The sequence below is a fragment of the Noviherbaspirillum pedocola genome, assembly GCF_016632335.1.
GTDB lineage: Bacteria > Pseudomonadota > Gammaproteobacteria > Burkholderiales > Burkholderiaceae_D > Noviherbaspirillum_A > Noviherbaspirillum_A pedocola.
The window spans coordinates 12,226-33,024 of sequence record NZ_JAEPBG010000014.1; the positions used below are offsets into that span (position 1 = coordinate 12,226).

The following is a 20,799-nucleotide window of genomic DNA, read 5'->3' on the forward strand; positions in this document are numbered from 1 at the left end:
TCATTTTTTCTAAGCTTTGAGCTCATCTGATTGAGCAAGGAGGACAACATGGCAGACGCATATCAAACCCGCAATCCGAGAATGGTGACTGGGCTGTTCAACGATCGCGCCAGCGCCGAGCGCGCGTATCAGACCGTGGCAGAACGCGGCTATGGCCGTGACGACGTGAACCTGGTGATGTCCGACGAAACCCGTCGGCGCCACTTCTCCAGCGACGACTCGATCGAGACCGAGCTCGGCACCAAGGCGGCCGAAGGTGCCGGCATCGGCGCGGGCATCGGCGGCGCGCTCGGCGCGATTGCCGCAGCGGTGGCGGCAGTGGGCACCAGCCTGGTATTGCCGGGCCTGGGCCTGGTGGTGGCGGGTCCGCTGGCAGCCGCGCTGGCCGGCGCTGGCGCGGGTGGTGTTACCGGCGGTCTGCTCGGCGCGCTGATCGGCTCGGGCATTCCCGAAGAGCGCGTCAAGCATTACGAGGAAGGCATCCGCAACGGCGGCATCCTGATGGGTGTTACGCCCCGCTCGGATGAAGATGCGCTTCTGTTCGAAGAGAAATGGCGCGAAAGCAGCGGCGAGCACGTGGTCGGCACCGGTCTCGGTGCGGCTGGCGCCGGCCTGGCAGGCGCGGCGATCGGCGCACCTGCGGGCCCGATCGGCATGGCAGCGGGCGCTGCCATCGGCGCGGTGGCTGGCGGCCTGGCCGGCAAAGGCGCGGCCGAGGTGGTGAATCCGAAGAGCGGCGACGATTTGTCCGATCACAACATGGCGAAAGGCGTAGGCGCTGGCGGCGGCGCATTGGCAGGCGCAGCGGTTGGCGCGGCCGCAGGCCCGATCGGCATGGCAGCAGGCGCGGCCGTCGGTGCGGTGACGGGCGGCATGGCTGGCAAGGGCGCGGGCGAAGCGATCAACAGCAAGGCGGATGACGAGCGCTCCAGCCATAACCTGTCCACCGGCGTGGGCGCGGGGGGCGGCGCTGTCGCTGGCGCGACCATCGGCGCGGCTGGCGGCCCGCTCGGCATGGCGGCAGGTGCTGCCATCGGCGCGGTTGCCGGCGGCGCAGCTGGCAATGCCGCGGGCGCGGCGGTGAATCCGGCGCAGGAAGATGCCTACTGGCGTGGCGCCTACACCGGCGAGCCCTACTATTCGCCGATGATGACTTACGACGACTATGCGCCGGCCTATCGCCTCGGCTACAGCGGCCGCGGACGCTACAACCGCAGCTTTGATGACGTCGAGAGCGATCTGTCGCGCGACTGGGAAAGCACCCGCGGCACCTCGCGCCTGTCCTGGCCCGAAGCGCGCCATGCCGCGCGTGCTGCCTGGCATCGCGTCGAGCGCGCCGTTCCGGGCGATGCGGATGGCGACGGCCGATAAGCTGCGGCCTTGAAGCTGCGCGGCGCGAGCCGGGCAGATGAAGTACGGCAGCAAGTGCAGCAGTCCAAGCACGGCGAACGAGAAGCCGGCCTCATGGCCGGCTTCTCGCTTTGCGGCGGCAGACGCGATGTACCGCATCGAACAAGCCCTGTCATCGCAATGCGCGAAGCCACGAGGCACTTATTCCCCACCGCGCAGTCACACGGCCATTCCCCCGCAATCAAGGAGAGCATCATGATCGAACCCGTAACGCGCGCCTACGCCAAGCTCACTGACGCCGAACGCGCCCGTGATGCGCTGCTCACAGCGGGCTTCGGCAATGACGAGGTGGAACTGATCTCGACCATAGACGAAGCCGGCGCCGTGAAGGGCAACTTCACCGTGGGCAATGGCGACGAGCGGCCGGGCGGGCTCATCGGCGCGATCGACCATGCCGGCGGCGGCGACAACCACAACTACGGCAGCAACTACACCGGCGTGAACTGGGGCGGCGCGCTTGTGCTGATCGTCAAGACCGACGATGCGCAGCGCCGCGCGCAGGCTGAAGAAGTGCTCGAGCGGGCCAGCACGCCGCTGGTCTGAGCGCCTCTGTACCAACGCTAAGGGTGACATCATGCAGGACCAATCCGCAATCGACGCCATCGAAGCGGCCGCGGTGCCGCTGTCCGGTGTGGCTGATACCGACGCCATCGTGGAGGCGATCGGCGACGCTCGCATCGTGCTGCTGGGCGAAGCCAGCCATGGCAGCCACGAGTTCTACCGCGCGCGCATGGAGATCAGCAAGCGGCTGATCCGTGACAAGGGCTTCGCCGCGATCGCGGTCGAATGCGACTGGCCCGATGCGCTGTCGGTGAGCCGGTATGTGCAGGGTCGCGGCGATGCGACCTCGCCCGAGGCCGCCATGTCGTGCTACGAGCGCTTTCCGCGCTGGATGTGGCGCAACCATGATGTGCTGGACCTGGTGCGCTGGCTGCATGAGCACAATGCCGGCATCCCCGCGCTCGAGCGCCGCGTCGGCTTCTTCGGCCTGGACCTCTACAGTCTGCGCCGCTCGATGGACTCGGTGGTGCGCTATCTGTCGCGGGTCGATCCGCCCGCGGCCGAGCGCGCGCGCCTGCGCTACTCCTGCTTCGATCATCTGGCCGAGGATCCGCAGCGCTATGGCTACGCCACCACCTTCGGCATGAAGCCGGACTGCGAAGCCGAGGTGATGCGCCAGCTCATGGGCATCTCGGCCAATATCGAACGCTATGAGAAGGTCGATGGTGTGGCCGGCTTCGACGAAGCCTTTTATGCGCAGCAGAATGCACGCGTGGCCCAGAATGCCGAGACCTACTACCGCGCGATGTTCGAGGGTCGCCATGAATCCTGGAACGTGCGCGACACCCACATGATGGATACCCTCGATGCGCTGCGTCAGCATCTGTCGCGCCGCAGCGGCGAAGCCGCGCCCAAGGTGGTGGTGTGGGCGCACAACTCGCATATCGGCGATGCGCGCGCCACCGAGATGGGCGATGGCGGCGAGATCAATCTCGGCCAGCTTGCGCGCGAGCGGCACGGCGAAAACCAGACCTTCCTGCTCGGCTTCACCACCCATGACGGCAGTGTGACCGCGGCTTCGGACTGGGACATGCCGGCCGAGCGCAAGGCGGTGCGGCCCTCGCGCGAGGACAGCTATGAGAACCTGATGCACCGCTGCCGCCATGCGCATGCCTTCTTCCTGCCGATGCGTGGCAATGCGCCGCTGTTGGCCCAGCTGTCGCCGCGTCGGCTGGAACGCGCAATCGGTGTGGTGTACCTGCCCGAATCGGAACGGCTGAGCCATTACTTTCATTGCGACCTCGGCCGCCAGTTCGATGCCATCGTCCATATCGACCATACTCGCGCGGTCAAGCCGCTCGATGCGCCGGCCGAGATGCTGCACGAGGAAATGCCCGAGACTTACCCGACCGGTATCTGAGCAATATCGCAGCGGTGTGGCTTGGCACCGCATTTGCTCGCATTGATTGAAAACATGCGCTGGCCTGATCGGCTCCAGGCAGGGCCCTGCGCATGATTGGCCGCAAGCCTTGGGACAAATGTGAATTCCACAATCATCGCTCCGTGGCCCTTGCCGATGGCAGCAGCGTCGACAGCCGGCCGTTCTTCAACGCGAAGCAAGGATGATGATGGATAAGCTGTCCCGCCGATCTTTCTTCAAGGCCGCGGGCGTGGGGGCTGCGGCATTGACCGCGCAAGCCCAGGCGCTCAAGGCCGCAGCAGCGCCAGCGCAGCACCATGCGCCATCGCATGACCATGACGAAGCCGCCCAATCGGGCGGCTATCTTTTTTTCCGCACTGATGAGCTGCGCTTCATCGAAGCCGCGACCGAGCGCCTGATCCCGGCCGATGCCAACGGGCCGGGCGCGATCGAAGCCGATGTGCCGCGCTATCTCGACCGTCAGCTTGCCGGCGCCTGGGGCGCGGGCGAGCGCCTGTATCGTTCCGGTCCCTGGCATGAAGGCGAGCCGACGCAGGGCTATCAATTGCCCTATACACCGGCCGAGCTGTTCCGCAATGCGTTGCGCGGCGTCGCCGCCGATGTGCAGAAGAAGCACGGCAACAGCTTCGACAAGCTTTCCGGTGCGGACCAGGATGCCTACCTGCAGGAGCTGCAGAAGAGCAAGGAAGAAATGAACGGCGTGCCGGCCAATGTATTCTTCGAGTCGCTGCTGGCGATGACCATCGAAGGCTTCTTCAGCGATCCGATCTACGGTGGCAACAAGGACATGGTGTCGTGGAAGATGATCGGCTTTCCCGGCGCGTATGCGACTTTCTACGAACAGGTGGACAAGCATGGCATTGCCTTCACCCGGCCGCCGATCAGCATCGGCGATAACGGCCGTGGCGTGATCCGGCTGCATGCGGTGAAGGACCCGGTCGCGCCATCGAAGGATGCTGCGGTGAAGAAGGGAGGCAAATGATGGCGACCCGTCTTCCCGAAACCGATGCCGTGCTGGTGGGCGTGGGCATGGTCGGCTCCATCCTCGGCCGCGAACTAACGAGGGCCGGGCTCAAGGTAGTCGGCCTGGAGCGCGGCGAGCCGCGCTTCACCGTGCCGGACTTTCAGGGCCCGGGCATGCATGATGAGCTGCGCTATTCAGTGCGCAAAGGCATGACGCAGGACACCTCGAAGGAAACGCTGACCTTCCGCAACAATGCGAAGCAGAATGCATTGCCGATACGGCGCTGGGAAAGCTTTTTGCCCGGCACCGGCCTGGGCGGCGCAATGGTGCACTGGAATGGTCAAACGTATCGCTTCCAGGACACCGACTTCCAGATGCGCACCCGCACTACCGAGCGCTATGGCAAGAACTTCAGCGACCCGGATCTGCAGATACAGGACTGGGGCGTGACCGCGGCCGACATGGAGCCCTACTTCGACCGCTTCGAATACCTGCTCGGCGTGGCCGGGCAAGCCGGCAACATCAAGGGGCAGAAGATCGCCGGCGGCAATCCCTTCGAAGACCCGCGCTCGCGCGGCTATCCGACGCCGCCGATGAAGGAGCCCTACGGTTCGGCGCTATTTCGCAAGGCGGCGGCAGGACTGGGTTATCACCCCTTCCCGCAGCCTTCGTCGAACATGAGCCAGCCCTACACCAACCCGGAAGGCATGACGCTGCAGACCTGCATGTTCTGCGGCTATTGCGAGCGCTTCGGCTGCGAGCACTATGCGAAGAGTTCGCCGCAGACCATCCTTCTGCCAGTGCTGCTGAAGGACAAGAACTTCACGCTGAAGACGCAGTGCCATGTGCTGCGCATCAATCTCTCCAAGGATGGCAAGCATGCCACCGGCGTGACCTATGTCGATGGCATGGGCCGCGAATATGAGCAGCCGGCGAAGATGGTGATCGTGGGCTCGTTCGCGCTCAACAATGTGCGCATGCTGCTGCTGTCGAAGATCGGCAAGCCTTACGATCCGGCCAGCGGCGAAGGCACGGTCGGCCGCAACTATGCGTACCAGACCACCAGCGCGGTACAGGTCTTCTTCGACGAGTCGGTCAACATCAATCCGTTCATGCGTTCGGGCGCTAACGGCACCGTGATCGCCGACTTCGTCTCCGACAACTTTGATCATGGCCCGCTCAACTTCGTCGGCGGCGCCTATGTCGGCGAAGTGATGACCAATGGCCGGCCGATCAGCTTCCATCCGACGCCGCCTGGCACGCCCGCATGGGGCGCAGCGTGGAAGTCGGCGGTGGTGAAGCACTACAATCACACCGCGTCGCTCAACATCCATGGCAGCTCGGTGGCGAACAGGCGCAATTATCTCGATCTCGATCCGACCTACCGCGACGCCTGGGGCCTGCCGCTATTGCGCATGACCTTCGACTTCCCGGAAAACGATCTGCGCATGTCGGCCCACATCACCGGCAAGGCGATGGAGATCGGGAAGGCCATGGGTGGGCAGCAGGTGTCGGGCGGGCCGCGCAAGGGACCGTACACCATCACCCAGTACCAGACCACCCACAACACCGGCGGCACCGTGATGGGCGCGGACCGCAGCACCAGCGTGGTCAACCGCTATCTGCAGAGCTGGGATGTGCCGAACGTGTTCGTGATCGGCGCTTCCAACTTTCCGCAGAACGCGTCCTACAACCCGACCGATACCATTGGCGCGCTGGCTTACATGGCCGCGGATGCGATCGTCAATCGTTATCTGAAGTCTCCCGGACCGATGGTGCAGGCATGAAGAGAAAAGCACTTTGTATCGCGATGCTGTGGGCGGGCGTTGCTTCGATCCCGTCGATGGCATTGGCGCAGAACGCGCCGCAGGGGGGCCAGCGCGACCTGCCTTCGGGCCAGGCGGCACAGCAGCAGCAGGGCCAGGCCGCGGCCACGCCGATGGGCGCCGCTCCCGGCGGAGGCATCGTCGGCAACGCCAATGCGGGGCAGCAGATTGCCGCCTCGGGCGCGGCCAACGGCGTGACGGCCTGCGTGTCTTGCCATGGCGCGAACGGCGAAGGCAATGCCGCCGGCGGATTCCCGCGCCTGGCGGGGCAGTCCGAGTACTACCTGTCCAAGCAGATGGCGGCCTTTGCCAGCGGCAGCCGCAACAATCCCATCATGTCGCCGATCGCCAAGGCCATGAACGAGCAGCAGATGCGCGATGTCAGCGCCTGGTATGCGAGCGTGGAGACGCCTTCGTCTGGCGATGGCGGCACATCAGCGAGTGCTGGCGGCGCGACCAACAAGGGTGGCGGCATGAGCGGCAAGGTGGGCAGCGGCGACCGCGGCCAGACCCTGGCCTCTGTTGGCGACGAGAGCAAGCGTGTGCAAGCCTGCGCCAACTGCCACGGGCCGAACGGCGCGGGCGAACCGCCGCCCTACCCTTATCTCGCCGGTCAGCATGCGAGCTATCTGAAAGCCGCAATGGCGGAATGGAAGAGCGGCGCGCGCAACACCGACGGCAGCGGCCAGATGCCATCGATTGCGAAAGCCTTGAGCGATGCGGATGTGGAAGCGCTGGCGAACTTCTACGCGGCGCAACCGGCGCCGCCGCCGGCGGGCAAGACGCTGAACATCGCCGCAGGCACGAAGGCCAGGCCGGCAGTGGAGGCCAAGGCCGGCGCGTCGGGTCCGAAGAATGCGGCGCAAGGCAGCGCGCCCCAGGGCGTGGGTACCGAACAGGGCGCGCCGACGACGGGCGGGGCTCAGGGCATCGGCGGCGGCGGCGCGGCCTCGGGTGGCGGGCCGCAGGGCAGCCAGTCGGGCAACGCGTCGCAGGGCAGCAAGTAGAAAGCCGCAAACTCGTAGGGTGGGCAAAGCCCACGCGTCTCGCCGCTCAGGCGATATCGCGTCGATGGGGCGAAACCGCGTGGGTTGCACCCACCCTACGCCATCCTCACCCGCGCCCGCCGAACTTCACCCGCCGCACATGCTGCACCACCTGCACCAGGCAGGCCCATTCCCATTCCTCACGGTAGCGTTGCGCGCCAAACTCGATGAAGGCATGGGTCGGGCCGCAGCAATCGGGGCAATCGAGGTCCTTCAGCGCCAGCGCCATCAGCTGCGCCAACTGCTCCAGGTCTTTGTCAGTCAGGGAATCCTTGTCCATGAAACGCTCCAGTAGCCATGACAGGCAGGTATGGGCTCGTCGGCCCGAAACAAGCGGGTCGCACAGAATTGATGCAATCAGCCTGAGCCGCTGACTCCGGCTTCGGTTTCCGCCTTCGCCCCACGCTGGGCGCGACGGCTCGAAGCTTCCTGCGACAGTTGCCAGAACACCCAGGTCGACGCCGCCGTGATGCAACCCATGGTGGCGAAGGTGTAGCGGAATGCCGCTGCTGGCGTATCTGCGCTCTCGCCAGCCACCGCGTGGGTAAAGGTAGTGAGCAAGCCGCCTGCCGCGGCGACGCCCAGGCTCATCGACAGCATCATCACCATCGACAGCAGGCCATTGCCGGCGCTGGCCTGCGGCCCTTCCAGGTCCTTCAGCGTCAGCGTGTTCATCGCGCTGAACTGCATCGAGTTCAACGCGCCGAAACAGGCCAGCTGCAGCACGCGCAGCCACACCGGCGTGCCGGGCCCGGATAGCGAGAAGCTGGCGATCACCATGCCGACCGCTACCGTGTTGAAGATCAGCAGCCGGCGGTAGCCGTACCGCATGACGAGGGGCGTGGCGATGCGCTTGACGAACATGCCGGCGATCGCGGTCGGAATCATCATCAGGCCGGCTTGCAGCGGCGTGTAGCCGACGGTGACCTGCAGCAGCAGCGGAATCAGGAAAGGCATGCTGCCGCTGCCGATGCGTGAAAACAGGTTGCCGATCAGGCCGACGGCGAAGCTCGGCAGTTTGAACAGCGTCAGCGGAAACAGCGGCGCCGGATGGCGCGCCGCGCGTAGCCAGTACGCGGCCAGCGCCACGAGACCCAGCAGCACCAGCAGCAGCACCGTGCCATGGCGAAAGCCCAGTTCGGACAAGCCATCCAGGCCGAGCGAGATCGCTACCATGCTGCCGGCCAGGAGCAGGTAGCCGGCAAGGTCGAAGCGGCCGGGCGTGGAGCGGAAGTCCGGCATCGCGCGCAGCGTGGCCAGGCAGCCGATGGCGCCGACCGGCAGGTTGATCAGGAAGATCCAGTGCCAGGACGCGGTCTCGACCAGCCAGCCGCCGACGGTCGGGCCAATCAACGGACCGATCAGCCCCGGGATGGTGACGAAGTTCATTGCCTGCAGAAAGCGCTCGCGCGGATAGGCGCGCAGCACGGCCAGGCGGCCCACCGGCAGCAGCATCGCGCCGCCCATGCCCTGCACCACGCGCGATGCCGCCAGCGCGCCGAGCGTCGGCGAGATGGCGCACAGCAGGGAACCAAGCGAGAACAGCAGCAGCGCGGCGATGAACACGCGACGGGTGCCGAAGCGGTCGGCGAGCCAGCCGGAGGCGGGAATCAGCATCGCCATGGTCAGCGCATAGGCAACCACAACCGATTGCATGCTCAGGGGACTGACCGACAGGCTGCGCGCCATTGCCGGCAGCGCGGTGTTGACGATGGTGCCGTCCAGCGTCTGCATGAAGAAGCCAATGGCCACCAGCCACAACAGCACATCGGCGCGCGGCGATGCGGCGGGAGCGTTCATGCGCGCGGCTCCGCAGCTTGCGCCATCGATGCCATCACGCGAACGTCGCCCTTTCCTGCATGCCGCCTCCATCGGAATGCGCGGCCTGCCCATGCGGCAGGCGCGCTCGGGCCACCTTATGGAGCTGCGGCCGCGCTGTCAAACCGCGCCGGGGCGCGAGCCCGATTCGGACAACTCGCGAAAGGATGAGAAAGATTCAGGCACGCTCGCCGCTGATGTAGTGCTCGAGCTGCGTGATGGTGAAGCGCTGGTCGGAGATGATGTCCTTCACCAGGTCGCCCATCGAGATCAGGCCGATGAGCCGGCTTCCTTCCATTACCGGCAGATGGCGCACCCGGTTTTCCGTCATCAGCGCCATGCATTGCTCGCTGGTCTGGTGCGGGCCGACGTACAGCACCTCGGTGGTCATGATGTCGCGCACCGTGGCATGCTCGCTTGATCGTCCCATCAGGATGACCTTGCGCGCATAGTCGCGCTCGGTGACCATGCCGGTGACAGCGCCATCGCGCATCACCACCAGCGCGCCGATATTGCTTTCGGCCATGCGCCGTATCGCTTCCAGCACCGTGTCGTCCGGGGCAATCGACTGCACCCGGGGATTGCCCTTGGCTTGCAACAGACCTGCGACGGTATTCATCTGAGCTCCTGTAGCACCGACATAGCCGCAGTATAGGGGCCGCGCGCGCGGCGCGGGCCGCTGTTTTTTGGCGGGATATTGGCTCGCATCAGCAAACTTGCAACGCCCGCGCTGATGCAGAGAGAAAAACTTCTCAGATATGTCCAATGCGGCAAGGGATTGGCGCTAAAATTCAATCCCCTTTTTTATATCTCATAGGCAAGTCAATGAAAAAATCGGAAATGGTCGATCACATCGCCGCAACCCATGAATTGACCAAGGCGGAAGCAAGCCGCGTGCTGGACACCGTCATCGGCATCATCCACACCGACCTGAAGAAGGAAGGCCGCTGCTCCATCCCCAACCTCGGCACCTTCACGGTTTCCAAGCGCGCCGCCCGCACCGGCCGCAATCCCGCCACCGGCGCAACGCTGAAGATCAAGGCTTCCAAGGTGACCCGTTTCAAGGCGGCACCGGCGCTGAAGGAAGTTGCAGCCAAGGCCAAGGTCTGAAGCCATCACACGCAATGCGCGGCAGCGGGACCGTAAGATTCCGCTGCCGCTTCGTTTTTCCGTAGTCCTCGTTCTTCCCGCTTCCCTGCGCTACTGGCTGTTCTGACGCCGGATCTCCTCGCGCTTCATCTGCAGATAATCGTCCCTGTCCACCTCGTGCAACTGCCGCGGATGGCGCTCGGTGGCACTGAACCACGACAGCAGCCGCTTTTCCTGGCGCTGGCCTTCCGGCGTGTCCACGGTCTTCAGATAGCTGTCGATGGCAAGGTAATAGCGCATCGTGTTGCGCTCGACCACGCCGCGCACGCCATCGATATAGACCGGCTTGCCATTGTCGTTGCTGAGGACGGTGAAGCCGACCTTGTCCGCGCCCTTGGTGCCGAGATAGGTCTTCATCGCCAGGCTGCCCATCGTGCCGTACTGATAGGAATACGTGAGATGCAGCAGCGTACGGTTGCCCGGCACCGAAGTGGCTTCGACGGCGATGCGGTAATCGCTGGTGCCCAGCGGGCCCTTGTCGGCCGCCAAGCGGATGTTGAAGTATTCCGGCTTCATTGCCGCGACCTGCCAGGCGAAGTCGACCCGATACGAGCGCTCCAGGGGTTCCGGATTCTTGCTGCCGATGTACACCGTCAACCCCGGCGCGCCGCCGACCTGCGCGGCGCGGCAATACTTGGTGTTCAGATGCAGGATCAGCATCTCGCACCATTGCTGCTGCGTGTTGAGCGCGCCTTCGACCTTGGCGATCGGATAGTCCATCAGCGCATAGGCGTCGCCCTGCAGCCTTCCCGGCTCCTCGGAGGATTCCAGCACCAGCGGCTGGCCGAACTGGTTGTTGGCGAACTGCGTCTGCATGTCGGTATAGGCGGCGCGCAGCGCTTCGGCCGAGCCGCCGCTGCGTGCCCACGAGGGCATTGCTGCCATCAGGCAGCTCGCTGCGAAGACCGCTGCGAAGAGCAGGCGGCGCAGATTGGCATGGGATAGAGAAGTCATGTCGGCATTCCTGTCTGGTTCTTGCACGGTTTCTGTGCGCCATGCTCGCCGCTTGCGCCAGATGCGTCGGTTCGGCGGCGCACATGGCCTGCTCCGCGCCGCCTACGCTGCGCCCGAGAGGCGGGCATAGGCATCCAGCAGCGAGGTCTTGGTCACTGCGCCCAGCAGCACCGGGTCGTCCATTGATTTCACCGCGGGCAATCTTTCGCCCTGGTGCATCAGAAATTGCTCAAGCGCTGCATCGAGGAGCATGTCCGGCGTGAGCGGCTGCAGATGGTGCTGCAGGAACTCCCAAGCCGGCCGGCGCTGCGCATCCGGCGTATCCAGCAGGCCGGACGTGATGTCCTTCAGCGCCACCACACCACGATAGCGCTGAAGATCGTCGACGATATAGATGTACTTCACAGGATGTTCCATGAACAGCGCAGTCAGCTCGGCCACGCTGGCATTCAGGCCGGCTACGGTGGCGGTCGGGCGGATCAGTTCTTCCACCGAAATCGTCTTCAGCCGCAGCCGTTCCTGCTCGGTGCGGTTGCGGCGCAAGGTGATTTCATACATCGATTGCTCGCCGCTGGCCATGGCCACGAAATACGCCACCACGCAGCCGAGAATCAGCGGCAGCATTACCTGGTAGGACAGCGTCATCTCGAAGATCATCAGGATCGCCATCAAGGGCGCATTCGCCGCGGCTGCCAGGAAGGCGCCCATGCCGACGATCGCATAGGCGAACGGCGCCGGCGATGCCGCCGGCCATATCGCCACCGCGGCATGCCCGAACAGACTGCCAACCATGGCGCCGACAAAGAGGGTTGGCGTGAACACGCCGCCTACCGCGCCCGAACCGGCGGTGGCGGCAGTGGCAGCGATCTTCAGCAGCAGCGCTGCGATGAGCAGCGTCCACGGCCAGTCGTGGTGCAGGATGTCGTTCACCACCTCATAGCCATTGCCCCAGACCTCGGGCATGGCCACCGAGATCGCGCCGACGATCAGGCCGCCGATGCCCATGCGCAGCGGCAGCGACAAGGGCAGCCGGCGAAACTGCCGGCGGCTCGCATCCAGCAACTGCAGAAAGCGCGGCGCCAGCATGCCGGCCAGGATGCCGAGCAGCACGAACAGCAGCACCTGCGCGCCATCTACCGCCGGGAACGCTGGCATCTCATACGGCGGCCGGTATCCGGCGAATTCGCGCATCACGATGTTTGCGGTAACCGATGCCACCAATACCGGGCCGAAGCTGGCCATGGCAATGGAGCCGAGCACGATTTCTGTGATGAACACCGCGCCGGCAATGGGCGCGTTGTAGGCCGAGGTAATGCCGGCCGCGGCGCCACAGGCCACCAGGAGGCGCAACCGTGCCGCATCGAAGCGCAAGCCGCGTCCGGCCAGGGATGCCGACAGCGCAGCAAGTTGAATCATCGAGCCTTCACGGCCGATCGAGCCGCCGGTGGCGATGGTGACGATCGATGACAGGCTGCGCAGCAAAGACTGGCGCAGCGGGATGCGACCATCACCGATGACAATCGCTTCCATGTAATCCGAGGGACGCTTGCCGGTATCGATGCGGCGGCTCCACTCCAGCAGCAGACCAGCAACGACACCGCCCGCGGCAGGCAGCAGCAGGCGCATCGGCGGGGCCAGGGCGCGCGCGGTATCGACCAGCGTTGCCTGACTGCCAGTCAGCAGCCATTGCAGCGAGGCGATGCCTTCACGAAAGGCGATCGTGGCGAAGGCGCCGATCACACCGATCGCGGCAGCCCAAAGCAGCGTCGCATGTGTGCCGACCTGACGGCGGAAGCGTTGCCATGAAGCGAGAACAGCCGATCGGAGAAGTGGCATGGAGTTGTGCGGCTATGGGCGACGTCGAACATGAAAGCTCGTTGCGCGACTGTAGCGGAATTCCATACACAGCGGCTTGATGCGCTGCGCCTACCAAGCGGAAAAAATGCGCGAGGGCAAAGAAAAAGGGTCAGACCTTTCGATCTGACCCTTGAATTGGTGCGGCTGGCAGGAATCGAACCCACGACCCCTTGGTTCGTAGCCAAGTACTCTATCCAGCTGAGCTACAGCCGCTTGGTGAAGCACACCGTCTTGATGACGGCTTGTCTTTGAGAACCGCGCGTTGTTGCATGTTGCGCTGTTCGTTTGACTGTTTCCTTCGCGCCGCTGTTCCCTTGCGCGTTTGGAGGCCGCAATTCTAACACCGGTTTTCTGGAGCGGCAATGCCGATGTGAACTTTTCTGCGAACGGACGGGAGGAGCATGCATTCCCTCACGCTGTCAGCCAATCCACGTGCGTTTTCGCGGGCAAAAAAAACCCGCTCACGGGGAGCGGGTGAATCCATCCTTTGGGAGGGTGGAGGAGACAGGCGCAAGAATACTGTCGAGCCGGAACGCGGCCAAGCATTCTTGCAACTCGTTACATCCGAAAAGACAGTCGTTGCATTTCGCTGAAATAGCGATCGTCGTCAACAGCAATATCGGCACGCGGCAAATCCGGGCGAAAAAAAACCCGCTCACGGGGAGCGGGTTAATCCATCCTTGGGAGGGTGGAGGAGACAGGTGCAACTATAGTGATTTCGCCGCTGCAAAGAAAATTCTGATTCGAGATAGCTGTTATTTGTCCGATGAATGGTGTGGATGACAGCATCAGAAATCCTCTCATGCCGCAGGCACGCGGTGACAGTGCCGTCTTTCGCTATGAAAATCCTACGGTGTCGTTTGCATCAGACAAAAAAATTCCCGCCTTCCTTTCGGTACGCGGGATAAAAGACATTGCATCTGAGTTCAGCAAAATAGGCGATGGCAATGCGAATGTAAATAAGAACACCCTTGCATAACACATGCATTAATAGGAAGCGTATTTCATACGTTTCATGTGGTTTTTGAAAACGACATGAAACCGGAAAAGAAAAACCCGCATGCCTTACGACACGCGGGTTTGAAATGACTATTTACCTACCAGGGCAAAAAAGTCGGGTGAATTATCTAAAATGAATTGGATAAATGCAAATTTCTTTTTTGAATTATATGGTGCAGTCTCTGATGGCTTGAGGAAATTGGAAAACACCGCTTGCCAGGCGTCTCGATAGCTTCGACATTTGCGCAAGCTTGCCAAGCCACGCGCATTATTGCTAAGCCGTTCATGCGCTCGCCCTCCCCCCGACATTCCTGCATACCAGGGAAATGGGTAACCAGGCATTGCAGAAACGCGCGCCAAGCAGCAAAAAGTCAGCCTTGATAGCCTTCATTGCATCGGATGAGACCGGCTTGACGGTACAGCAGAAGGACTAAGGTTCAAGCGCGTCCCCAACCCCTATTCATGCAGGATCAGTCCTGAAGCCCAGCGGCTGAAACAGGCAAGAAAGATTGAAGGGAGGCTTCTGCCGTATCGGCAGGCATAGGGCGGGCCAAATGGTAACCCTGGATGATGTCGCATTGCGCGCGCAGCAGGAACTGCCTTTGCGCCTCGGCTTCCACCCCTTCGGCAACGACTTGCATGTCGAGCTCGTGCGCCATGGAAATGATGGCTGTGACGATGGCGCCATTTTCCCCGTCACGTCCGATGTCCTGAATGAAGCTGCGATCGATCTTGATCCGGTCGATGGGAAGACGCTTCAAATAGGCAAACGAGGAATAGCCGGTGCCGAAGTCGTCAATGGCGAGCTGTATGCCGCAGGCGCGCAGCGTTTTGAGAAGAACGACGTTTTCCTCGACTTTTTCCATTAGCAGGGATTCCGTGATTTCCAGCTCAAGCCGTGCCGGTGGCAGCCCTGTGCTGTCGAGTATGTGCAGCACGTCGCGCAGCAGATCGCCGTTGTGCATCTGGCGCGTCGAGAGATTCACTGAAACGGTGAGCTGTCCGAAACCCTTGCGGCTCCATTGCGCCATCTGTGCGCAGGCAGTGCGCAGCACCCAGAGGCCGATTTCCTGGATCAGTCCGCATTGCTCAGCGACAGGGATGAATTCCGCCGGGCTTACCGTTCCCAGTTCCGCGCTGGACCAGCGTAGTAGTGCTTCCATGCCAGTGACCCGACCCGTGGCGAGACTGCATTGCGGCTGATGGCCTTCACGGTGGTCGCTTCGGTCGCCTTGTAGATCAGCGCCAGGCGAGGGCTGACGTTGGCTTGAACCGTGCTCAGTGCGTCGTAGCGCAAACCCCCTGTCAGCAACAGGTCGTCGCGCAGGGTGATCTCGTCCTGCAGGTAGACTCCGACCCGGTAGCGATGGCGCCGGTCGTCCAGCGTCACCTGCAGCGGATCGGGGTAGTAGTTGTACTGCCTGATCTGATAGTCCAGTTGGTATTCCAGCCCGGTGACAAGCTTGTGCCGGGCAATCGCCGTACTGACTAGCTTCGCCTCGCCTCCCCACCAGCGGGCGCGGGAGCCATCCGTGTTTTCGCCGAGCGGCGCATCGTAGACATAGGTGCCTTCATAGTCATGCCGGCCCAGGTAGGCACTGAAGGACGCGGTCGTGCGGCTATCCAGCGCGGTCTGATAATCCAGCTTCAACGCCGTCTGCAGATCCACTGTATGTGAACGCGAATCATTGAATACCTGCCCGAATGACGCGGTCGGAATACCTTTGTCGCGGCTGGCATACAGGGCCGTCAGCGTTAGGTCGCCGGCCTCCGCCTTGAACATCAGTTTCTTCGCGCGATCGTAATCGAGGCCGGTGGCCACGCCATGATTGTTTCCGGGCTGGTCGAACTCGCGATAGTACTAGTCCCGGCCACGCACTTGACTATCGGACACGGCAAGCGTGAAACGCTGCTTCGACGCGGTCTCCCAACCATAACTGGCACGGGCGCGGCGCTCACCAAAAGTGCCGATGTCTATGCCGGCGCGCGTGCCTGCCAGGCTGCGCCCGGACTTGGTAATCACGTTGATGACGCCAAAAAAGGCATTCGAGCCATACATGACAGAACCGGCGCCAGGCACATACTCGATGCGCTCCACCAGTTTGAGATCAAGCGGAAAATCGCTGCCGATGGGCGCCTGGTCATACACCGCGTCATTGACGCGGTAGCCGTCGATAAGCAACAGGAAGCGGGTGTTGTAGTCGCCCGGACGCAGGAAGCCCCGGGCGCCGAGGTAATCGTAGTTGTGGTCGCTAGTCACATACAGCCCACGCACGCTGGCAAGCGCCTCGCCCAGCGTGCGCCAGCCGAAATTGCGGATGTCCTCGGCCGTGATGACGCTGGCCACCGTCGGCGCCTCGCTCAGACTCTGAGCAAACTTGGAGGCGCTATAGACTTCCATCGTCAGCAACTGCTCCATTGGCAGGTCTGCCAAGCTGCTTACGCTCTGGGCATCCGCCCGCGCGGCAACAGGTGCCAGCGACAGGGCGGCGGCTGCCACCGTCCACTTCCATGTGGATGCAACTGCCCAGGCTGCCAGTGACTGGGTAGATCGATTCAACAATTGCGTTTTCCAAGGTGTGTATTGATAGCCCGGGCACACTTACAGCAAATCATCTCTCACGAATAACGGATAGTTACCGCCAAACTTTAGGGAGCAACGCGCGTTCAGAAGTGCTCGGAAGCGGTCTTATGTCGGGCCCGAGCGAAATGCACGGCCACGCTCACAAAAAACGCCTGCCAGGGCGCCCATCGCTCCGACATTACCGAGCAAATCCCTGAAGCGGCGTCGTCGGGCACGGAATGGGCACAAGCTCACCCGTCTCCCTGGATACGCATCATTCCGCGCCGCGCGTTAAGTCCATTGCATCCGCAGTCTTTAATTCAGCGATGGAGAGATCGCTATATCCCACAGAAGTACGCTTCGTTATTTCTGTAAATCCACTCCATTTCCCCGATTATTTACGTTACAAATTAACAAGGCTTTTCGCTTGTCGCACTTCCTGCCGAAGCACATACTGAGCCGACAATAAAAATAAAACCGACAATTTAAGGAGACAAAAACATGAAACTGCGTCCCTCGCGGCGCGGCCTTGCCGTGGCCGCATTCGTGCCCCTTTCCCTGCTCGCCGGTTGCGGCGGCGATGACGACAGCACCCCGCCCAGCAGCACCGCCACCAATCCCCCAGCCACGCAGCAGCAAGCCCAAGCCAGCAAATCCGGCATTACGAAGATCACGATCAATTCCACCACCAGTGAAGACGTAACCTTCGGCGGCAAGACTTTCGGCACGGTCGGCGCTTATCGCAAGATCCGTGGCACCGCCACCGGCACGCTCGATCCGAGCGATCCGAAAAACGCGGTCATTACCGACATCGCGCTGGCGCCGCGCAATGCCCAGGGCCTGGTCGAATATTCGATGGACTTCTATATCCTGACGCCAGTCGATGCCAGCAAGGGCAATCGCAAGCTGTTCTTTGAAGTCAATAACCGCGGCAGCAAGGTATTCGGCTCGTTCAACCAATCCGCCGGCGGCAACAACCCGACCACCGCCGCCGATGCCGGCACCGGCTTCCTGATGAACCAGGGTTACACCATGGCCTGGGCCGGCTGGGATGGCGAAGTCTCGGCCGACACCAATCCGGACACGCTGAAAATCACGCTGCCGGTCGCGAAGAATGCAGATGGCTCCTCGATTACCGGGCCGAGCTACGAATACATTGTCATCGACAATGCCACCACCACCAGCTTCACCACCTATTACAAGACCGCCAGCACCGACACCACGAAGGCCAAGCTGACCAGGCGCCATTACCTGACCGACACCCCGGTCGACGTGCCATCGACCGACTGGTCCTGGACCGGCCCGAACACCATCGCCTTAGCCGGCAATGCGGCGTTCCAGCAGAGCTGGATCTACGAGCTGACTTATACCGCGATCGACCCGTATGTCGCCGGCATCGGCTTTGCCGCGCAACGCGATTTCGTGTCCTTCCTGCGTAATGCGCAGGCTGACAGTGTTGGCACTGCCAACCCGCTGGCTGGCAAGCTCGACCGCGCGCTGTCCTGGTCGCTATCGCAGCCGGCGCGTTTCATGAACGACTTCGTCTGGCTTGGCTTCAACCAGGACACCAACGGCAAGAAGGTGTTCGACGGCGTATTCAACTGGATCGGCGGCGGCAATGGCCTTGGCATGAATGTCCGCTTCGCCCAGAACGGCCGCACCGAACGCAACCGCCAGAATCACCTGAATGCGGAGGCCCTGTTCCCGTTCTCGTACACCACCACCACCGACCCGCTCACCGGCAAGACCGACGGCCGCAACGTGCGCTGCAGCGCCACCGGCACCTGCCCGATGGTGATGAACGTCATTTCCGGCAATGAATACTGGGTCAAGGCCGGCTCGCTCCTGACCACCGACCCGGCCACCGGCGCCGACGTGGCTGAGCCGACCAATGTGCGCAACTACTACATCGCCGGCAGCCAGCACGGCAATGCGTCGACCACGACCGCCGCGCCGACGACATGCACCCAGTTCGGCAGCGGCGTCGACCCGAACCCGGTGCTGCGCGCGCTGTTCGTCGACCTCGACCAATGGGTAGACGGCACTCCGCCGCCGCCTAGCGCCGTGCCCAGCGCCACCGCGAAAACCGCCGCCTTCGCCACCACAGGCCCGTACTCGCCTATCGGCATCGGCACCGTGCCGCAAGCCGACCTGGGCTGGCCGACGATACCGAACGCGCTGTATTCCGGTTTAGTGACGGTGCGCAACCTGTTCAACTTCGGCACCCGGGCCAACAACGGCATCCTGGATGTGTATCCGCCGCAGCCGACCGGCAAGTACTACCCGAACTTCGTGTCCAAGGTGGATACGGATGGCAATGACGTTGCGGGCATCCGCCCGCCGGAAATGGTCGCGCCGACGGCGACCAATACGGGCTGGAATCTGCGTTCGGCCAACTTTGGCGGCAAGGCGGATGGCACGGATGGGTGCGAGTCGACCGGGTCGTCGATCGTGCTTGCACCGACTGCAGCGGCACGCACGACGATAGGCGATACGCGGCCTTCATTGACCGAGCGGTATGGGGACCATAACGGTCTGGTTGCGGCGCGGACGGCGGCGGCGAATGCGCTGAAGGCGCAGCGGTTGCTGCTGCAGGCGGATGTGGATGCGTATATCGCCAATGCGGCTAAGCCGATTAACGTGGTGGGGAGTCCGACTTACGGCAACTATACCTGGTAAGGAAGTTGATGCCGCTGGCGTGGCCGAATGCCGGCGGTGGTCAAACAAAAAGCCCAGCTCTGCGAGCTGGGCTTTTTACATCCCATGGTGCTGATGAAAGGAATCGAATCGCTGATTTACTGATGACGAATCGGTTGGCGGCGATTCACCTTCACTTAGCTCTATTGCGCCGAACCGCTCTAACCATCATGGCGGATACTCGTTGGCAGGCTTACTGCGTTGACCGGGTGGTGGTTCGCGTGGCCACTTCTGGCGCCTGCTCGCTGCGGCGGATCAGCTTACCAGCATCGGTCTGCTGGTCATTGCGGTAGACGCCTTCCCAGCGGTCGCCGTTGCTCCAGCTGAAGGTGCCATTGCCTTCCTTCAGCCCGGCCTTCCACTGCCCGCTGTACCGGTCACCGCTCTTCCAGAAGAAGGTGCCGCGGCCGCTGGGCACGCCATCGATCATGTCGCCGGAATAGGAATCGCCGTTGGCATATTCCATCTTGCCGCTGCCGTTCGGAACGCCATTCACGATGGTCCCCTCATAGCGGTTGCCATTGGCAAACTTCATCACGCCTTGCCCGTTCGGCGCATCGCCGCGCCACTCGCCGTCATAGACTTGGCCGCTGGGCCAGGTGAACTTGCCGCGGCCTTCGCGGTGCCCACGTGCCAGGCTCCCTTCATAGACGTCACCATTAGTCCAGGAAACGCGGCCAATTCCCGAATAGGTCTTGCCGTCCGGGTCCAGCGTGAACTTACCGGTGAAGCGGGTATCGCCTGCGCTGGCGTCCACTTCCTTTGGCGGCTGCGAAATCGGTGCTGGCTGGGCAGCAAGCTGCACCGGCGTAGCGGTGACAGCCGCTTTTGCCGGCGCGGTCGGCACGTACGATCCTGGCGGTAGCGGCGTGCCGCGTTCCTTTGCGAGCGCCTGCGCATTGTTGAGCGCAATGTCCACAGCTGCGCCCCTGCATTTCGCACCCGCCTCGCGCCAGGCGATTTCCGTTTTACTCGACAATTCCTTCTTCTCTGCCGCGGACAAGCCGGACGACATCGATTTCAGTCGCTGTGTCTGTTCGCGCGCCTGCTCATATACCGGTACGCAGTATTCAGCATTGTAGGCATCGGTCTCGCTCTGGGCGCGCCGGTTGGCTGCAAGCTTCTGCTGACTGCCAGAACAGCGCTCGCTCGCGATGTCCCACATGTCAGCCGCCTTGCGATACAGCACCGATGCATCCGCATAGCGCTTGTCATCCGCAGCCTGCCTCGCCAGCCCGTTCAGGGCCGCGGCATCCTTCTGGGTTGACTCGCATTGCGGTCCGCTACCCTGCAGCTCCGACACCGAAGCCAATACCTTTTCCGAGTCGGCGAGATTGCGCTTGGCGCGTTCCTGTGCGCGACCTTCGCAGTTGTCCACGGCCAGGCCCCATGCTGAAGCGGCCTGCTGGTACAACCCGGCGACCTCCTGCAACTCTTTGTGTTCAGCCTGCGCAGTGGCTGCCTTCAGATCCAGGCTGGAAGCCTTGTCCGTAGCCTGCATGCAAGCCTTCTGAGAATACGCTGGTGCACTCACCGCGGCTGCGGAAACTTGCGCGTCTTCCGCTTGCGTCTGA

The 20,799-nt window shown here is 62.8% G+C and carries 18 protein-coding genes and 1 tRNA gene; 9 read left to right on the top strand and 10 right to left on the bottom strand.

Features of this window, described 5'->3' with window-relative positions; genetic code table 11:
* Nucleotides 1-48 precede the first annotated feature (48 nt).
* The 6 genes from JJB74_RS24030 (at nt 49) to JJB74_RS24055 (ending at nt 7,149) form a co-directional block, all read left to right on the top strand.
* Nucleotides 49-1,371, top strand: coding sequence for a hypothetical protein (locus JJB74_RS24030; RefSeq protein ID WP_200596220.1), 1,323 nt, complete (start codon nt 49-51; stop codon nt 1,369-1,371).
* A 234-nt stretch (nt 1,372-1,605) separates the two neighbouring features.
* Complete coding sequence (locus tag JJB74_RS24035; protein WP_200596222.1) at nt 1,606-1,953, top strand: hypothetical protein; 348 nt, start codon at nt 1,606-1,608, stop codon at nt 1,951-1,953.
* A 31-nt stretch (nt 1,954-1,984) separates the two neighbouring features.
* Entirely contained in the window at nt 1,985-3,331 is a 1,347-nt protein-coding gene (locus tag JJB74_RS24040) for an erythromycin esterase family protein (RefSeq protein WP_200596224.1), read from the top strand.
* Between the two features lie 202 nt (nt 3,332-3,533).
* On the top strand, nt 3,534-4,334 hold the full coding sequence (locus JJB74_RS24045; protein ID WP_234484805.1) for a gluconate 2-dehydrogenase subunit 3 family protein: 801 nt from the start codon (nt 3,534-3,536) through the stop codon (nt 4,332-4,334).
* Nucleotides 4,334-6,103: a GMC family oxidoreductase gene (locus JJB74_RS24050; RefSeq protein WP_200596389.1), complete on the top strand. Its 1,770-nt coding sequence runs from the start codon at nt 4,334-4,336 to the stop codon at nt 6,101-6,103. Before JJB74_RS24045 ends, JJB74_RS24050 begins: the two co-directional genes overlap by 1 nt.
* The gene (locus tag JJB74_RS24055; protein ID WP_200596226.1) at nt 6,100-7,149 is read left to right on the top strand and encodes a c-type cytochrome; all 1,050 of its coding nucleotides are present in this window, start codon (nt 6,100-6,102) and stop codon (nt 7,147-7,149) included. Before JJB74_RS24050 ends, JJB74_RS24055 begins: the two co-directional genes overlap by 4 nt.
* Nucleotides 7,150-7,255: 106 nt before the next feature.
* Here the strand turns inward: JJB74_RS24055 and JJB74_RS24060 are convergent, their stop codons facing one another.
* From JJB74_RS24060 to JJB74_RS24070, 3 genes are all read right to left on the bottom strand, one after another.
* On the bottom strand, nt 7,256-7,468 hold the full coding sequence (locus tag JJB74_RS24060; protein ID WP_200596228.1) for a hypothetical protein: 213 nt from the start codon (nt 7,466-7,468) through the stop codon (nt 7,256-7,258).
* A 77-nt stretch (nt 7,469-7,545) separates the two neighbouring features.
* Nucleotides 7,546-8,988, bottom strand: coding sequence for a multidrug transporter subunit MdtD (gene mdtD, locus JJB74_RS24065; protein WP_200596230.1), 1,443 nt, complete (start codon nt 8,986-8,988; stop codon nt 7,546-7,548).
* A gap of 196 nt (nt 8,989-9,184) precedes the next feature.
* On the bottom strand, nt 9,185-9,625 hold the full coding sequence (locus tag JJB74_RS24070; protein WP_200596232.1) for a CBS domain-containing protein: 441 nt from the start codon (nt 9,623-9,625) through the stop codon (nt 9,185-9,187).
* 206 nt (nt 9,626-9,831) lie between these two features.
* On the opposite strand from JJB74_RS24070, the gene JJB74_RS24075 reads away from it, so the two are divergent.
* Nucleotides 9,832-10,116, top strand: coding sequence for an HU family DNA-binding protein (locus JJB74_RS24075; RefSeq protein WP_200596234.1), 285 nt, complete (start codon nt 9,832-9,834; stop codon nt 10,114-10,116).
* 90 nt (nt 10,117-10,206) lie between these two features.
* On the opposite strand, the gene JJB74_RS24080 is transcribed toward JJB74_RS24075, so the two are convergent.
* The 3 genes from JJB74_RS24080 to JJB74_RS24090 all read right to left on the bottom strand — a co-directional run bounded on the left by JJB74_RS24080 (nt 10,207) and on the right by JJB74_RS24090 (nt 13,179).
* On the bottom strand, nt 10,207-11,109 hold the full coding sequence (locus JJB74_RS24080) for a hypothetical protein (protein ID WP_200596235.1): 903 nt from the start codon (nt 11,107-11,109) through the stop codon (nt 10,207-10,209).
* Between the two features lie 102 nt (nt 11,110-11,211).
* Complete coding sequence (locus JJB74_RS24085; protein ID WP_200596237.1) at nt 11,212-12,945, bottom strand: ClcB-like voltage-gated chloride channel protein; 1,734 nt, start codon at nt 12,943-12,945, stop codon at nt 11,212-11,214.
* A gap of 157 nt (nt 12,946-13,102) precedes the next feature.
* Nucleotides 13,103-13,179, bottom strand: a tRNA-Arg gene (locus tag JJB74_RS24090).
* A gap of 562 nt (nt 13,180-13,741) precedes the next feature.
* On the opposite strand from JJB74_RS24090, the gene JJB74_RS24095 reads away from it, so the two are divergent.
* Complete coding sequence (locus JJB74_RS24095; RefSeq protein WP_200596240.1) at nt 13,742-13,945, top strand: hypothetical protein; 204 nt, start codon at nt 13,742-13,744, stop codon at nt 13,943-13,945.
* 490 nt (nt 13,946-14,435) lie between these two features.
* Here the strand turns inward: JJB74_RS24095 and JJB74_RS24100 are convergent, their stop codons facing one another.
* From JJB74_RS24100 to JJB74_RS24110, 3 genes are read right to left on the bottom strand one after another with little or no spacing between them, the layout of a single operon-like run.
* A complete protein-coding gene (locus JJB74_RS24100; protein ID WP_200596241.1) occupies nt 14,436-15,128 on the bottom strand; it encodes a putative bifunctional diguanylate cyclase/phosphodiesterase in 693 nt (230 codons plus the stop codon).
* The gene (locus tag JJB74_RS24105) at nt 15,083-15,787 is read right to left on the bottom strand and encodes a TonB-dependent receptor plug domain-containing protein (RefSeq protein ID WP_200596243.1); all 705 of its coding nucleotides are present in this window, start codon (nt 15,785-15,787) and stop codon (nt 15,083-15,085) included. Before JJB74_RS24105 ends, JJB74_RS24100 begins: the two co-directional genes overlap by 46 nt.
* 39 nt (nt 15,788-15,826) lie before the next feature.
* A complete protein-coding gene (locus JJB74_RS24110; protein ID WP_200596245.1) occupies nt 15,827-16,465 on the bottom strand; it encodes a TonB-dependent receptor plug domain-containing protein in 639 nt (212 codons plus the stop codon).
* Nucleotides 16,466-17,029: 564 nt separating this feature from the next.
* Here JJB74_RS24110 and JJB74_RS24115 point away from each other — a divergent pair.
* Nucleotides 17,030-19,207: an alpha/beta hydrolase domain-containing protein gene (locus tag JJB74_RS24115; RefSeq protein WP_200596247.1), complete on the top strand. Its 2,178-nt coding sequence runs from the start codon at nt 17,030-17,032 to the stop codon at nt 19,205-19,207.
* 211 nt (nt 19,208-19,418) lie between these two features.
* Here JJB74_RS24115 and JJB74_RS24120 read toward each other — a convergent pair whose 3' ends face one another.
* A complete protein-coding gene (locus JJB74_RS24120) occupies nt 19,419-20,726 on the bottom strand; it encodes a hypothetical protein (RefSeq protein ID WP_234484806.1) in 1,308 nt (435 codons plus the stop codon).
* Nucleotides 20,727-20,799 lie beyond the last annotated feature (73 nt).

What these genes read in the sequence shown, in the direction of transcription:
- JJB74_RS24030 (WP_200596220.1), top strand. Translation starts at nt 49, where the DNA reads ATGGCAGACGCATATCAAACCCGCAATCCGAGAATGGTGACTGGGCTG.
- JJB74_RS24035 (WP_200596222.1), top strand. Translation starts at nt 1,606, where the DNA reads ATGATCGAACCCGTAACGCGCGCCTACGCCAAGCTCACTGACGCCGAA.
- JJB74_RS24040 (WP_200596224.1), top strand. Translation starts at nt 1,985, where the DNA reads ATGCAGGACCAATCCGCAATCGACGCCATCGAAGCGGCCGCGGTGCCG.
- JJB74_RS24045 (WP_234484805.1), top strand. Translation starts at nt 3,534, where the DNA reads ATGATGATGGATAAGCTGTCCCGCCGATCTTTCTTCAAGGCCGCGGGC.
- JJB74_RS24050 (WP_200596389.1), top strand. Translation starts at nt 4,334, where the DNA reads ATGGCGACCCGTCTTCCCGAAACCGATGCCGTGCTGGTGGGCGTGGGC.
- JJB74_RS24055 (WP_200596226.1), top strand. Translation starts at nt 6,100, where the DNA reads ATGAAGAGAAAAGCACTTTGTATCGCGATGCTGTGGGCGGGCGTTGCT.
- JJB74_RS24060 (WP_200596228.1), bottom strand. Translation starts at nt 7,468, where the DNA reads ATGGACAAGGATTCCCTGACTGACAAAGACCTGGAGCAGTTGGCGCAG.
- mdtD (WP_200596230.1), bottom strand. Translation starts at nt 8,988, where the DNA reads ATGAACGCTCCCGCCGCATCGCCGCGCGCCGATGTGCTGTTGTGGCTG.
- JJB74_RS24070 (WP_200596232.1), bottom strand. Translation starts at nt 9,625, where the DNA reads ATGAATACCGTCGCAGGTCTGTTGCAAGCCAAGGGCAATCCCCGGGTG.
- JJB74_RS24075 (WP_200596234.1), top strand. Translation starts at nt 9,832, where the DNA reads ATGAAAAAATCGGAAATGGTCGATCACATCGCCGCAACCCATGAATTG.
- JJB74_RS24080 (WP_200596235.1), bottom strand. Translation starts at nt 11,109, where the DNA reads ATGACTTCTCTATCCCATGCCAATCTGCGCCGCCTGCTCTTCGCAGCG.
- JJB74_RS24085 (WP_200596237.1), bottom strand. Translation starts at nt 12,945, where the DNA reads ATGCCACTTCTCCGATCGGCTGTTCTCGCTTCATGGCAACGCTTCCGC.
- JJB74_RS24100 (WP_200596241.1), bottom strand. Translation starts at nt 15,128, where the DNA reads ATGGAAGCACTACTACGCTGGTCCAGCGCGGAACTGGGAACGGTAAGC.
- JJB74_RS24115 (WP_200596247.1), top strand. Translation starts at nt 17,030, where the DNA reads ATGAAACTGCGTCCCTCGCGGCGCGGCCTTGCCGTGGCCGCATTCGTG.
- JJB74_RS24120 (WP_234484806.1), bottom strand. Translation starts at nt 20,726, where the DNA reads ATGCAGGCTACGGACAAGGCTTCCAGCCTGGATCTGAAGGCAGCCACT.